This window comes from Acetobacter okinawensis (genome assembly GCF_002153655.1).
Lineage (GTDB): Bacteria > Pseudomonadota > Alphaproteobacteria > Acetobacterales > Acetobacteraceae > Acetobacter > Acetobacter okinawensis_A.
In genome coordinates this window covers 37,891-52,232 of the sequence record NZ_JOPJ01000007.1, presented here as the reverse complement: position 1 = coordinate 52,232, position 14,342 = coordinate 37,891, and the positions used below count along the sequence as shown (strand labels likewise).

Sequence of the window (14,342 nt, the reverse complement as noted above, 5' to 3'; positions counted from 1 at the left end):
TGAGGCCAGCAGGGGGCTGTTCACGTTCCGCCGATCACACGCTCTGCCGCACGGAAGCGCCTAGCGCCGACCAAACAATTTTTCGAGATCATTGCGACTGAGCCGCAGCCATGTGGGCCGTCCATGCGAGCAGGTGCCTGCCCGCGGCGTCGCCTCCATCTGGCGGAGCAGGGCGTTCATTTCCTCCGGCGTCAGGCGTCTTCCTGCCCGAATACTGCCGTGGCACGCCATCCGCGCGATCACCGCATCCAGCTTGCCATCAAGGGATGCCATCTCATCCGGAGCGCCGTTTTCATCCGCTTCCAGCTCATCGGCCAGATCGCGCAACAGGCTGACCGCATCACTCCGGCCCAGCATGGCTGGCAAGGCGCGGACCAGAATGGAGCCTGCACCAAACTCTTCTATTTCCACACCCAGTTTTTCCAGCATGGGCTGGCGCGCCAGCAGCAGGTCCTGCTGTACACGGGGCAGTTCCACCACATCTGGCACAAGCAGGCGCTGGGCCTGCACCCGCCCGCCCAGATACTGCTCCCGCAACCGCTCATGTGTCAGCCGCTCATGGGCAGCGTGCTGGTCAACCAGCACCAGTGCGCCATCTGCCGCCACGGCCAGAATATACGTATCGAGCACCTGCGCCACAGCCGCCCCCAAAGGGTGGTCCGGCCCGCTGGGGGCGGCCATACCCATCTGCGGTGGCGCGGGCATGCTGGCCCCGGCACCCGCCTGCCCCGCCGCCTGCTGGGCACCCATGCCAAACGCACTGACATCCTGCTCACTCATGGACGAAAAAGACATGGCCGGAGATACCGGGGGCAGGGTTCTGGCGGACGGTGTATCCCCAAACATCAGCCTCGGCTCAGCCATGCCAGAGGCCTGCGGAGCAGATGGATAGGCCGGAGCGGGCGAGGGAGCACCCTGCCCCTGCTCTGGCGGGTACCAGATGCGGCTTGCCCGCGGTGCGGAGGACAGGACAGGGCGCACACCCGCAACACCCGCCCCATGCTCCAGCGCGCGCTGGAGTGTGCCAATCACAAGGGAGCGCACGGCCGCTTCATCTGCAAAGCGCAGTTCGGTTTTGGCCGGGTGTACGTTCACGTCCACCTGTTCTGGCGGCACACTGAGCATAAGGGCCACAACGGGGTGGCGACCGGGTTCTATCACCCGGCGATACGCCACGCGCACAGCAGTTTTAAGCACCGGATCCACCACAGGGCGGCCATTGACCAGCATGAACTGCCCGTTGGCGGTGGAACGGTGGACCGACGGCGGGCAGATAAAGCCGCTCAGGGTCATGCCATCGCGCACGCCGTCAACGCTTAAAAAACCATCTGCCTCGCTTGCATCCAGCAGGGCGGCGGCACGCGCGGCCATGTCCTGTGCTGGCAGGTCCAGCACCTCGCGCCCATCCAGCACAAAACGGAAGGCAGTCTGGGGCACGGCCAGAGCCAGACGGCGCACAACGCTTTCCACGTGGCGGCCTTCCACCCGGGCACTTTTTAAAAATTTGCGGCGTGCTGGCGTGGCAAAAAACAGGTCTTCCACCACAACGCTGGTGCCAAACGCCCCCGCCACAGGTTCGGGCGCGTAGGTTTTGCCGCCCTCAACCCGGATGCGCCACGCCCCGCTTTCCCCCCTCGGACGGGAGGTAATGCTCAGGCGTGCCGCAGCCCCGATAGAAGGCAACGCCTCCCCCCGAAAGCCCAGAGTGTTGATATGCACCAGCGTTTCGTCCCCCAGCTTGGAGGTACAATGCCGCTCGACCGCCAACGTCAGGTCATCGGGGGACATGCCCACACCATCGTCAGTCACGATCATGCGTTCCACCCCGCCCCCATCGAGCGAGATGTCCAACCGGCGGGCCCCGGCGTCTATGGCGTTTTCTATCAGTTCCTTGACCGCAGCGGCCGGGCGCTCGATCACTTCACCCGCAGCAATGCGGTTGACAATAACCTCCGGCAGCCGCCGTACATGCGGCTGCACGGGAACATTCCCCGGCATACTCACCTGATCAGACCGGTCTGACATGGTCAGACCCGTATCCTACTTCTTTTTGGGGTGCTGGGTGGGGGTCACACCCTTGGTGGGGGGGGCGCCGAGGGCGGCATTGGTCTTGAGCCGACGATTTTCCTCGTCCGCATTCACAACGCCTCCAGCCTTGCCACCTTTCCAGAACATCAACTGTTCCACAAAACCCGACCCTGCGGCACCGAGTTCGCCCTGATCGGGTTCATCCGCCGCAGCCGTTGCCTCGTTCACCAGAATGGTCTGGCCTTCGCTGGTGTCCCCATTGGTGCCACGCAGGGCCACGTCGGGGGAGAGGGTTTCGAGTGCCTGCAGGCGCTCGCTCTCATCCTGCCTGCGGTCATCGCCCTTGCCGGGCTTAACCAGTTCGTCCGAAGGGGGCATGGACAACGGTGCACGGGTTGTGACCGTGTATTCGTCAGGCATGCTCCGTTCAAGGCCGAATGCCTGTGCGGCCTCATGCCCGGAGCAGCCGCTCAGCATCATGCAGCCGCCTACCAGCAGCACCGGAGAAATCAGGGTCGAAACACGGCGCACTATCATCTGCCTTCCACTCATCCTGAAAACCGCGCGCTCTGGCGCGGGCTGCCTTATGCCTAAGATGTCTGCTGCCCATCGGACAGAAAGTTCTGCAACAGCAACACACAGACCGCGCACACTATAGCGGAGTCTGCGACGTTGAATACATACCAAGACCACCCGAAAGCATGTGCGTGCAAAAAATCTACCACCGCCCCATAGCGCACACGGTCAATAACGTTGCCTATGGCGCCGCCGGTCACGGCCCCCACACATGCTGCCGTCAGCCTGCTGGGTGTGCGGGCCATCCACACAAGCAGACAACACGCTACTACCATTGCCACGACGGAAAACACAATCCGCCCCGCCCCACCAAGCCCGCCAAACATGCCAAATGTCACGGCATGGTTCCAGACCATGGTAAAGTTGAGGAAGGGCAGCACAGCCACGGAACCACGCGCAGGCAGGTCCAGCCCATATAAAATCCAGAACTTGCTGAGCTGGTCAGCGCTCAGCACAAGCATCAGCACCAGCAGGCCAATACCTGCTGGGCGGAGCATAAACGGCCTGCTCACGCGCCCGCCTGTGCGGACACACTGGCAAAGCCGTTCTGGGCCACCACATCCGCACAGCGCGGACACACACCGGGGTATGCTGGATTCGACCCGGTTTCGGGCAGGACTTTCCAGCAGCGGGCGCATTTTTCGCCCTCTGCCACCCGAACCACGGGAGCCCCATGCAGGTCTCCCCCTTCATCCCCATCCACATAAATGGAGGAGGACGTGGGGTCGATCACCACCTCAACATGGGAGACAATGGCCAGTTCGCCCCAGTTCACACCCGCAAAAATGCTGGCTTCTTCTTCCGAGAAGGTCAGTTCGACCTGCGCCTGAAGCGAGGAACCAATAGTGCCCGCACGGCGCGCACCCTCGATCTCGGTTGTGATAATGCGGCGGACGGAGCGGATACGCGCCCAGCGTTCGTCCAGATCGGTATCGGTCCATTCTGCTGGCAGGTCAAAGAAGGCCTGCTCATGCACGCTGGCCTGCTCGCCAAACCGCGCTGCCCATGCCTCTTCCGCCGTAAAGACCAGCACCGGGGCCAGCCATGTGCTCAGGCAGCGGTGCAACACATCCAGCACCGTACGCACAGCACGGCGCGTGGGGCTGGATGGTGCATCGCAGTACAGCGCGTCCTTACGGATATCAAAGTAGAAAGCGGACAGATCAGTGGTGCAGAAGCCGTGCAGCGCGGGGTAAACACCAACCCACTCATGCGTTTCCACCGCACGGGCCACAAGCCCGCCCAGCTCGCTCAGGCGGTGCAGCACCCAGCGTTCCAGTTCGGGCAGTTCGGCATAGGGGACCACTTCGGCATCGGTAAAGCCGTCCAGCCCACCCAGCAACCAGCGCAGCGTGTTGCGCAGGCGGCGGTAGAGTTCACCCTGCTGCTTGAGAATTTCCTTGCCAATCCGCAGGTCATCGTTGGTGTCGGAGTTCATGACCCACAGGCGCAGAACATCTGCCCCCATGCTGTCGTTTACGTCCTGCGGGGCAATCACGTTGCCCAGGGACTTGGACATCTTGCGCCCCTGCTCGTCCAGCACAAAGCCATTGGTGACCACGGCCTTGAAAGGCGAGACACCACGTGTGCCAACACTTTCCAGCAAAGAGGACTGGAACCAGCCACGGTGCTGGTCCGAACCTTCCAGATACAGATCAGCGGGGAAGCTCAGCCCCGGACGTCCAAGAACAAAGGCGTGGGTTGACCCGCTCTCGAACCAGACGTCCACAATATCGAACACCTGCTCATAATCATCCGGGTTACGCCCCTCGCCCAGAAAGCGCGATGGCTCGGAGGTGTACCATGCATCGGCCCCTTCGGAGCGGAAGGCATCCACCACACGCTGCATGACGGCGGGGTCACGCAGCACTTCACCCGTGCGCTTTTCCACGAACACGGCAATGGGCACGCCCCATGCACGCTGGCGGCTGATGCACCAGTCCGGGCGGGTGCGGATCATGGAGGTCAGGCGGTTGCGGGCCTGTGCGGGCACAAAGGTCACGTTATCCAGCGCCTTGAGCGCGTTCTCACGCAGCGCGTTTTCCCCATCCATGCGGATGAACCATTGCGGGGTAGCGCGGTAGATGATCGGCGCGCGCGAACGCCATGAATGCGGGTAGGAGTGCACAATCTGCCCCCGGCCCACAAGCCCTGCCGGGGCCGTACCCGCAGCATTGGCCCGCTCCATCACACTGGCAAGGGTCGTGCAGACCACATCGGCCGCCTTGAACACATGCACGCCCGCAAAACCGGGAACCCACGGCGCGTATGTGCCATCATCCAGCACCGTTTCGGGCACATCCACGCCATTGGCGCGGCAGAGCATGAAGTCATCCTCACCATGAGCAGGGGCCTGATGCACAAGGCCGGTCCCGGCATCGGTGGTCACAAATTCGCCCGCCAGCATAGGCACGTCAAAATCATACCCCGCACCCCGCAGCGGATGGGCACAGACTGCCCCCGCCAGCGCACTACCGGGCAGGGTGTAAAGAATATGATGCGCGCTGACATGCGCCTCGGCACAGAAGGACTCGACCAGTGCTTCGGCCACCAGTACCCGCGCGCCGGGTTCGAGCATCGCGCCCTCACGCGTTTCGTCCACCCGCAGGACCACGTAGGTGATCTCCGGCCCATATGCCAGTGCGCGGTTGCCCGGAATGGTCCACGGCGTTGTGGTCCAGATCACGACAGACACATCGGCCAGCGCATGCGCTGGTGTGGGGTCCTTGACCACGGGAAAAGCGACCAGAATGGTGGTGGAGGTGTGGTCGTGATATTCGATTTCGGCCTCAGCCAGCGCGGTTTTTTCAACCGGGCTCCACATGACCGGGCGCAGGCCACGGTACAGCTTGCCATTGAGCAGGAACCGGCCAATTTCTTCCGCAATCGCCGCCTCGGATGAAAAATCCATGGTGGCGTAACGGTTCTGCCATTCCGCCTGAACGCCCAGACGCTGGAACTCCTCCATCTGGATGTTCAGCCAGTTGCCTGCATAGCTGCGGCACTCCGCACGGAACTCCAGAACGGGAACGGAATCCTTGTCCCGCTTGGCCTTACGGTACCCTTCCTCCACCTTCCATTCAATCGGCAGGCCGTGGCAGTCCCAGCCCGGCACGTACCGCACCGCGTAACCCGCCATGCGGTGGGCGCGGTTGATGACATCCTTGTTGATCTTGTTGAGCGCATGACCAATGTGCAGGTGCCCGTTGGCATAGGGCGGGCCATCATGCAGGGTAAAGACTGGGCGGCCCTGTGCCTGCTGCTTCAACCGCTCATCCAGCCCGCCTGCACGCCATTTTTCAAGCCATTTTGGCTCCTGCTGGGGCAGGTTGCCCCGCATGGGAAACGTGGTCCGTGGCAGAAACACCGTATCGCGATACTGATCGGCCAGGGATGTCTTGTCGGGTTCGCTGCTCGATGAGGTCATGGGAGGCTAAGGTCACTTCGGTTCGGGTTCATGGCATATGGGGTTTTACCCCCACGCCACCTTGGTCGTTACTGTCTTATCAAAAAGGAAAAGCTCAGGGTCAAGCGCCAAACCGGGCAGCAGGGTTCAACCCCGCCCTGCCTGCGCTCTCCTGATCAGTGGGACGAAGGGGCTGCGCCCAGCGCCTGACGCGCCAGTGCGGCATCCAGCGTAATCTGGTTTTTTAACGCATCCAGCCCGTCAAACCGCTTTTCCTCACGCAGCAGGGTGTGCAGGCAGACCGAGAGTTCCTGGCCGTACAGGTCCCCTTCAAAGTCAAACAGATGCGCCTCCAGCCTGCTTTGCTGCCCATCATTTATGGTAGGGCGGCGGCCTATGTTGGCAACACCGATATGGCTGCGCCCATCTGGCAGGCGGATTGTCACCGCATACACACCGCGTGCGGGCTCAAGGTGACGGCCAAGTGGTATATTGGCGGTGGGGAAGCCAAGCAGCCTGCCGCGCTTGTCCCCGTGCTGCACAACGCCACGGATGCACCATGGCCGCCCCAGTTCACCCGCAGCCTCGCTCGGGTAGCCATCCTGGAGTAGCCGGCGGATACGGGAGGAGGAAAAAGGCCCGCCCTCATCAGCCAGCGCCTGCACGGCGGTAAACCCCATGCCAAGCTGGTGGGTACGCTCGGCCAAAAACCCGACATGCCCACCACGCCGGTGCCCAAAGGCAAAGTCCGGACCACAGCCAACATGGCGCAGGTGCAGGGCGTTATGGAGAACATCATCCACAAACTGTTCGGCAGTCAGCTCGGAAAAAGCCCTGTCAAACCCGATCTGGAACACATGGCGCACACCTAGCGCACGCAGGGCCTCCAGCCGCTCGGTGCACAGGGTCAGCCTGAATGGCGGGTCCTGCGGACGGAAAAGCTCACGCGGGTGCGGCTCAAAAGTGACAACAGCAGGCGGCAGGTCCGGGCGGGCGGCAAACACAGACCGCAGCAGATGCGCATGCCCCAGATGCACACCATCAAAATTGCCCAGTGCGGCAGCGCAGCCGTGGGCCGCTGCGGGAATATCCCGCCAGTTGGTGTGCAGGCTGATCGTCATTGCCCCATTACGCTCCTTCGGGCAGGCCAAACAGGCGGGCAGCCTGCGGCAGAGAGGCCGCAACCCGGTGGCGGACACCACAGACCGTACCATCCTCCGGCCGGGCGATCTGGCAGACCTGCAAGCCAGCCTGCTCCGCTGCCTCCAGCTCGGCAACAACATCGGACAGGAACAGCACATCCGCTGCAACCCAGCCTGCCTGCTGCACAATAGCCCGGTAGCTCGCGCTCTCTCTTTTTCCGCCGACCTTCAGGTCAAAAAACGCGCTGAACAGGGGCGTGACATCCCCCTGCTCGGTATAACCATAAATCAGCTTCTGCGCTGCTTCCGAGCCAGAGGAATAGACAGCCAGAGTAAGCCCGGCGGCTTTCCATGCCTGCAGGGTGGGCACCACATCGGCATATAAATCCGCCACCAGTTCACCCTGACGGTAGCCCTGCTCCCAGCACAGCCCCTGCAGGCTTTTGAGCGGCGCAACCTTGGCGTCCGTGTCCATCCAGCGCTCCAGCTGTTCGGCTGCTGGCACGCCGGGGGCCAGTTGCGCCGTTTCCGCCAGAGCCTGCACAACCACCGGATTATCATGCTGCTGCACCAGCAATGCAGGCAGATGCGCGCGCGCATAGGGGAAGAGCACCTTGTGCACAAAGGCGACTGGCAGCGTTGTGCCCTCAATATCCAGCAGCACCACGCGTGGCGTGGGTGAACCCGGGTTCTGCGTCATGGTTGTTCTTCGCCTAGCTGGAAAAGGAGGGGAACTGGCGGGCAATGTCCGCCCCCGTGTACTGCGCCACCCAACCTTCCTTGTGGGTGAATATGCGCAGCGTCACCATATCGGGCGTGGGGCCTGCATCAAACCAGTGCTTATACCCTTCGGGCACGGAAATCAGGTCACCCTGTGTGCATTCCACATCATACACCCGGTCATTGATGTGCATGATGAAGTGACCACCCCCATGCACAAAAAACCGCACCTCGTCCTCACTATGCGTATGTTCGGACAGGAACTTGCTGCGCAGGGCCTCCTTGTTGGGGGTCTGGGCATTAACGCGCAGCACATCGGCCGAACCTGCCCCGGTCTCCCCCATCAGCTTGTCCAGCCATGGGCGGTAGGTTGCCAGAACCGTCGCCTCGTCCGCCTCTTTGGGTGGGGGCTGCACATCGTCCCACCGCTCAAAGCGGATGCCAAAGGGGGCAAGCGCCTCCGCAATTTCGGCGGCATCATGCGTCTGTAACAGGGGGGTCCCGGGGCGGGTGTCCTCAAACACACTCAGGCTGCTCATATGCCCAGCTTCCTTCTCTCCAGAACACAGGCCAGCAGGAACTCCAGCCCTTCCAGCCGGGCAAGGGCTGCGGCCATGTTCTTGCCCCACACGTACACACCATGGCCACGAATAATGTAGCCTGCGGGCATGTCCGCAAAATGCGGCTCAACCTCACGCGCCAGACGGGCAATATCCTGATCATTGGCAAAAAGCGGCACACGCACGCTGGCGTCATGCGTGGTCTGGCCCTCAAACACCTTCTGGACTTCGTAATCCTGCAACATGAGTGCAGGCGAAGGTTCGGTCATGGACAGAACGGTGGACGCCACGGAATGGCCATGCAGTACGGCCCCCACATTGGGCAGCAGACGGTAAACCTGACAGTGCAGCAGAGTTTCTGCACTCGGTTTGTTTTGCGGTTGGTGGGGCTGGCCTGCCAGATCCACGGTAATAACATCCGCCTCGGTCAAGAACCCCTTGTGGCAGCCCGAGCGGGTAATGGCGATGCGCCCGTCTGGCAACCGGCAACTGATGTTGCCAGCCGTGGCGGGCACCCAGCCGCGCGCGTCCATCCGCTGTCCGGCATGGACAATATCCTGCGCGCCGCGGACAAGATCCGTGGTGGCGTTATCCGTCATGATGGTAATGGCCTTCCCCGGCGGTGGTCAGTGCTGGACCGGCTTGTCCGCCGGAGCGGTGGTCCGCTCGGCGGTGGAGGCCGGAGGAGGAGCAATGTGGGCAGAGCCCGCACGCGGGGGGGCATCATCCATTGGCTCGTCATCAGCCATATGTTTTTTGAAGGATTTTATGCCTTTGGCCATATCCCCCATGATGGTGCTGATCTTGCCGCCGCCACCAAACAACACCAGCACGACCACCAGAACAATAAGCCAGTGCCAGATGCTCAAGCTGCCCATTCCACTCTTCCTTAACCTTGCGGCGCGCGTGATGCGGCCAGTCTGCATGACCTGAATTTGCTGTTTTACATGAGGGCGAACACGCCGGGATGCAAGTCTTTCCTTTTCAGCCGCGCCCAAACCGCCTTTTCAGCTATTTCCCGGCGCGTAGGGCTCTATAAACCCGTAGGTCGAATAAACCGTCTTGCCAAACGCATGGACGGGCGACCACCACACCCGCACCCGCGTCCAGTCATTACTGGGGGAGACATCCTGCACCGGGGCGTGGCGCGTAACCTCCCCCGGCTCCCAGTTGGCATGGTCTACCAGCACCAGACGGCTGCTACGCACTTCCCGGACAACAGAGACATGCCCAGAAGGCAAACGGTGTGAAGAGCGGAAGACAAGCACATCCCCCTCCCTTGGGCTGGCCGCACGCGCATACTGCCCACGCGCCTGCCACCACCATGTTGCGGCATCCCCCCGCAGGTTGATGGCCGAATGCGCACGGGCGTAGGGCGCGCACTGCACGGCCCCATGCCAGCTACCATGCCCGCTACCCGAACCCGCGCAGGCCGACAGCAGCAACGGAAGGACAAGGCAGAAGCGCCCGCCTTTCACGACTCGGCCCTCAAACGATCCATCCACGCCTCCGCTTCCTCAGCCTGCATGTCCAGCACACGTTGGGCTACGTCACGCGCAAAGCCTGCACGCGCAAGAACCCCCAGCGCCCGGTGCCGCGCGGCCATGGCTGTGGCCTCGCCCTCATGATCCATATCCATCATGTCGGCAGGGCAAAAAGGGCCGAGCCTGCGTTTGCGCGCCAGCACCAGAGCCGCACAGACCTCCCGCTCTGCGGGGCCGAGCGTGCCTACCGCTGTCTCCAGCGCCTCATCCCGCACGGTGGAGGCCACACCTTTTGCTGCCAGATGCGCATCCACAGCACGCCCCGAGCGCCCCGAGCGCACAAGCCTGCGTACGCGTGAGCGGGCGAATACCGCGTCATCCACCGCGCCAAGGCGCACCATGTCATCCACAATACCTGTAACAACAGGGCGCAGTTCCGCCGCATGTTCGGCCACGGCCTCCGCACAGTCGCCTGCGCGCTGGGCCTTTTGTGCCCAGCGGGCTACCCGGCGCAGCAGAACCTGCTCAAGCCCCTGCCGGGTCGTGCCAAAACGGGCCAGATGCGCCAAAGCCGCCTCCCGCAGAGTGGAACGCTGCGGCGGCGGGCAGGTAAAGGAAAGGGGCACGGTCTTGTCCATGGGAACGGATACTATGCCCATGTTGCCCCTCCACACCACTACGCCCCCACACTTTAAAGTTCAGAACCGCATATGAGGTATGCAAATTGTTCAATGCAGAAGTTTGACACCCACAACATGAACGCGGCATTATACCCAGATGCGCAACGGGCCGCCCGCTCCACCCTTTTACGGTAGCGGGCGTTTTTTGTTTTGCGCTGCTCCAGACTCCCTCATTCAGGTTTGATAACCACCAACGTAAAGACCAGATTCCATGATTCCTCCCCTGATGCCGACCTATAAGCGTGCCGACCTCGCCTTTGAGCGGGGCGAAGGCTCTTGGCTGTACGCATCGGACGGGCGACGATTCCTGGATTTTGCAGCAGGCATTGCCACCTGCTCCGTTGGCCATGCCCACCCCCATCTGGTGGAAACCATAAGCCAGCAGGCCGGGCGGGTCATGCATGTCTCAAACCTGTTCCGCATTCCGCAGGCGGAAAAACTGGCCGAGCGGCTCGTGGCCAACAGCTTTGCCGATAGCGTGTTCTTCTGCAATTCCGGCGCGGAAGCCAACGAAGGCATGGTCAAAATGGCCCGCCGCGCGCAAATGCTGGCAGGCCACCCGGAACGGACCGAAATCATCTGCATGGACGGTGCGTTCCATGGCCGTACGCTGGCCATGCTCTCCGCCACGGGCAACCCGAAATATCTGGAAGGCTTTGGCACGCCGGTAGGCGACTTCGTGCATGTGCCTTTTAATGACATTGAGGCCGTAAAGGCCGCCATAACCCCGCGTACCGCAGCCGTTATGCTTGAACCCGTGCAGGGCGAAAGCGGCATTAAATGCGCCAGCGTGGACTACCTGCGCGCCCTGCGCGCCCTGTGCGACCAGACCGGCGTACTGCTCGCCCTTGACGAGGTGCAGAGTGGTGTTGGCCGTACCGGTCGCCTGTTTGCCCACCAGTGGGCAGGTATTACCCCCGATGTCATGAGCACGGCCAAAGGGCTGGGCGGGGGGTTCCCCATCGGGGCCATTCTGGCGACCGAGACCGTGGCCCAGGCCATGACCGCAGGCACGCATGGCACCACCTTTGGCGGGAACCCGCTGGCCTGTGCTGCCGCCAATGCCGTGCTGGACGTGCTGCTGGCTCCGGGCTTTATGGACCAGATATGCACCCGTGCCGCATTACTGGACACACTGCTTGACAGCCTTGTAGCCGATGCACCGGATATTTTTGCGCAGCGCCGTGGCCTTGGCCTGCTTATTGGCCTGCGCTGCGTCCCTGCCGTGGGGGATGTGCAGGCCGCAGCCCAGCAGGCCGGACTCCTGTGCGTTACAGCGGGGGACAACGTGTTGCGCCTTGTCCCGCCCCTGACCGTAACGGAGGAAGACTGCCGCAAGGCCGTGGCCATGCTGGTGCAGGCGGTAACAGCCCTGCGCGGCACACCTGATAACAAAAACAAGCCCGTGCTGGAGACAACCCCATGAGTGCTGCCCTTTCCACCTCATCCATAACACCGGTGCAGACGGGTCTTCGCCATTTTCTTGACCTCCGGGACCTGGACGGGGCAACCCTGCGGCAGATTCTGGACGTTGCCAGCAGCATGAAGCGGATGCAGCAGAACCGCCGCTTTCCGCTACACCCACGCCAGCCTCTGGCCGGGCGGCAGCTTGGGCTTATTCTGTCCAAGCCCTCCACGCGCACACGCGTCTCCTTTGAAGTGGGCATGCGCCAGCTTGGGGGCGATGCCGTGGTGCTCAGCCCGCAGGACATGCAGATCGGACGGGGGGAAACTCTGGCCGATACGGCACGTGTGCTCTCACGCTTTGTGGACGCTATTGTGCTGCGCACAGGCAACACCACAAACCTGCATGAACTCGCACGCTGGAGCACAAGCCCGGTTATCAACGGCCTGACCCCGCACTCCCACCCCGTGCAGATTCTGGCCGATATCATGACCTTTGAGGAGCACCGCGGCCCCGTGCGTGGCCGCACCTTTGCATGGACGGGGGACGGCAACAACGTGCTGGTCTCGCTCATTGAAGGGGCAGTGCGCTTTGGCTTTACCCTCCGGGCGGCAACACCTGCAAAAATGAAACCCCCGCAGGACGTGCTCGACTGGGCAAAGCAGGAAGGCGGCAATGTGGAGTGGATGGAAGACCCCCGCGCAGCCGTAGAAAAAGCAGACTGCATTGTTACCGACACATGGGTCAGCATGTCCGACTCACACGAGGAGGCTGCATCGCGCATGGCACGGCTTGAGCCTTACCGTGTGGATGCAGGGCTTATGGCCCTTGCCGCCCCCGATGCCCTGTTCATGCACTGCCTGCCTGCCCATATTGGGGAGGAAGTCACGCAGGATGTGTTTGAAGGCCCCCATTCCGTTGTGTTTGACGAAGCCGAAAACCGCCTGCACGCCCAAAAGGGTATTCTGGCATGGACAATGGGAGGGACGAACTGGACCTCCTTTGGCAAGGAATAAGCCAATGACAAACGTGCAAAAAGGCGCCACCCCCACCACTACGGAAGAAACCCCGTCGGTTCCCGGCTGGGTGGAACCCGCACTGGATGATATTCTGGCGACACTCCCCATTGAGCGCGAGAAGCTGGCACCGCTGCGCGCCTCTTATCTGGACTGTCTGGCCGGGTGTGGTCGTGCGGAAGATCTGGACATGGAGCACGATGCCTGCCGTAAGGGCCTGCTCCGCGCCCTGACAGACACTCTGGGCCTTGCCCCCGCCGCAGCGCGCACCCTTGAGCAGCAGCTTGAAAAGCTTGAGCTGGATATTTCCGCTCAGGTCTGACCTGATTTTGTTTTTGGCAGGATAGAACGTTTTTATGGAAAAACCGGCTTTTCTCGACCGTGACCGCCCCGATGTGCCCGGTCTGGTGGTTCCGGGCGGTGTAACGCCCTTCTATCTGGCAGGGCGTCCCGTGCGCGGGCGGCTGATCCGCACAGGCATACTGGCGGACGCCATGCTCACCCGCCATGACAACCCGGCACAGGTCACAGCCCTTGCAGGCAAGGCGCTCGCCCTTGTTGCGGCTTTGGCCTCAGCCCTTAAATTTCAGGGCTCCTTCTCCCTGCAAATCAAGGGGGACGGCCCCGTTTCCATGCTGGTGGCAGACTGCACGCATGATGGTGCTCTGCGCTTTTATGCCCGCAAGGACGATGCAGCACTGGACAGCCTGCTGGCCAGCAACCCCGCCCCCACCGACCGCGAACTGCTGGGGAATGGCTACCTTGCCCTGACCGTTGATCAAGGGGCGGACATGGAGCGCCATCAGGGCATTGTGGAAATTGCAGGCGATGACCTGTCCGCCATGGCCACACATTACTTTGCCACCAGCGAGCAGCATGCCTGCTGGATTATGCTGGCCTGTACCCTGACCGATGCGGGCTGGCGCTCCGGAGCGCTGGTGCTTGAACGCATTGCCGGGGCAGGCGGACTGGCTGATACAGAACTGAGCACCCCCGACGGCGCAGCACATGATGACAGCACATGGGAAACCGCAACCATTCTGGCCACCACGCTCACCGTAGCCGAACTGCTCGATGACAACCTGCCAGCCCCCCAGTTGCTGCACCGCCTGTTCCACGAGGAAGACCTCCATGTCAGCCAGTCCCGCGCACTGGCCTTTGGCTGCCGCTGCTCACGCGCACGGCTGGTGGACGTGCTCCAACGCTTCCCCGAGGATGATCTGGACCACATGTGCGTGAACAATGACACAATCGTCATGACATGCGAGTTCTGTAACAAGGACTTTCATTTCCCGCGCAAGGATATTGCCTCGGCCATGGGCTGA

15 protein-coding genes are annotated in these 14,342 nt (G+C 62.2%); 4 read left to right on the top strand and 11 right to left on the bottom strand.

The window, feature by feature from the left end:
- Positions 1-60 precede the first annotated feature (60 nt).
- From mutL to HK26_RS05100, 11 genes are all read right to left on the bottom strand, one after another.
- Entirely contained in the window at positions 61-2,025 is a 1,965-nt protein-coding gene (mutL, locus tag HK26_RS05150) for a DNA mismatch repair endonuclease MutL (RefSeq protein ID WP_257640864.1), read from the bottom strand.
- Between the two features lie 15 nt (positions 2,026-2,040).
- On the bottom strand, positions 2,041-2,562 hold the full coding sequence (locus tag HK26_RS05145) for a DUF3035 domain-containing protein (RefSeq protein WP_081774786.1): 522 nt from the start codon (positions 2,560-2,562) through the stop codon (positions 2,041-2,043).
- A gap of 56 nt (positions 2,563-2,618) precedes the next feature.
- Complete coding sequence (gene lspA, locus HK26_RS05140; protein WP_086638790.1) at positions 2,619-3,101, bottom strand: signal peptidase II; 483 nt, start codon at positions 3,099-3,101, stop codon at positions 2,619-2,621.
- An 11-nt stretch (positions 3,102-3,112) separates the two neighbouring features.
- Positions 3,113-6,031, bottom strand: a complete 2,919-nt coding sequence (ileS, locus tag HK26_RS05135) for an isoleucine--tRNA ligase (RefSeq protein ID WP_086638789.1) — start codon at positions 6,029-6,031, stop codon at positions 3,113-3,115.
- A gap of 155 nt (positions 6,032-6,186) precedes the next feature.
- A complete protein-coding gene (locus tag HK26_RS05130; RefSeq protein ID WP_086638788.1) occupies positions 6,187-7,131 on the bottom strand; it encodes a bifunctional riboflavin kinase/FAD synthetase in 945 nt (314 codons plus the stop codon).
- Positions 7,132-7,138: 7 nt separating this feature from the next.
- Positions 7,139-7,852 carry an acireductone synthase gene (gene mtnC, locus HK26_RS05125; RefSeq protein ID WP_086638787.1) on the bottom strand — a complete coding sequence of 238 codons (714 nt, stop codon included), beginning with the start codon at positions 7,850-7,852 and terminating at the stop codon, positions 7,139-7,141.
- Positions 7,853-7,865: 13 nt separating this feature from the next.
- Positions 7,866-8,411 carry a 1,2-dihydroxy-3-keto-5-methylthiopentene dioxygenase gene (locus HK26_RS05120; RefSeq protein WP_086638786.1) on the bottom strand — a complete coding sequence of 182 codons (546 nt, stop codon included), beginning with the start codon at positions 8,409-8,411 and terminating at the stop codon, positions 7,866-7,868.
- A complete protein-coding gene (locus HK26_RS05115; RefSeq protein WP_086638785.1) occupies positions 8,408-9,031 on the bottom strand; it encodes a methylthioribulose 1-phosphate dehydratase in 624 nt (207 codons plus the stop codon). Before HK26_RS05115 ends, HK26_RS05120 begins: the two co-directional genes overlap by 4 nt.
- Positions 9,032-9,058: 27 nt before the next feature.
- Complete coding sequence (locus HK26_RS05110; RefSeq protein ID WP_086638784.1) at positions 9,059-9,310, bottom strand: twin-arginine translocase TatA/TatE family subunit; 252 nt, start codon at positions 9,308-9,310, stop codon at positions 9,059-9,061.
- A gap of 129 nt (positions 9,311-9,439) precedes the next feature.
- The gene (locus tag HK26_RS05105; protein WP_257640863.1) at positions 9,440-9,937 is read right to left on the bottom strand and encodes a CHAP domain-containing protein; all 498 of its coding nucleotides are present in this window, start codon (positions 9,935-9,937) and stop codon (positions 9,440-9,442) included.
- Positions 9,907-10,575, bottom strand: a complete 669-nt coding sequence (locus HK26_RS05100) for a regulatory protein RecX (protein ID WP_374188219.1) — start codon at positions 10,573-10,575, stop codon at positions 9,907-9,909. Before HK26_RS05100 ends, HK26_RS05105 begins: the two co-directional genes overlap by 31 nt.
- A gap of 232 nt (positions 10,576-10,807) precedes the next feature.
- Between HK26_RS05100 and HK26_RS05095 the strand changes: the two genes are divergently transcribed.
- The 4 genes from HK26_RS05095 to hslO are packed head-to-tail and all read left to right on the top strand — an operon-like array spanning position 10,808 to position 14,342.
- Positions 10,808-12,022 carry an aspartate aminotransferase family protein gene (locus tag HK26_RS05095; protein ID WP_025827045.1) on the top strand — a complete coding sequence of 405 codons (1,215 nt, stop codon included), beginning with the start codon at positions 10,808-10,810 and terminating at the stop codon, positions 12,020-12,022.
- Positions 12,019-13,017, top strand: a complete 999-nt coding sequence (gene argF / locus HK26_RS05090) for an ornithine carbamoyltransferase (protein WP_086638782.1) — start codon at positions 12,019-12,021, stop codon at positions 13,015-13,017. Before HK26_RS05095 ends, argF begins: the two co-directional genes overlap by 4 nt.
- Before the next feature lie 4 nt (positions 13,018-13,021).
- Positions 13,022-13,339, top strand: coding sequence for a hypothetical protein (locus HK26_RS05085; protein WP_086638781.1), 318 nt, complete (start codon positions 13,022-13,024; stop codon positions 13,337-13,339).
- 34 nt (positions 13,340-13,373) lie between these two features.
- Complete coding sequence (hslO, locus tag HK26_RS05080; protein ID WP_086638780.1) at positions 13,374-14,342, top strand: Hsp33 family molecular chaperone HslO; 969 nt, start codon at positions 13,374-13,376, stop codon at positions 14,340-14,342.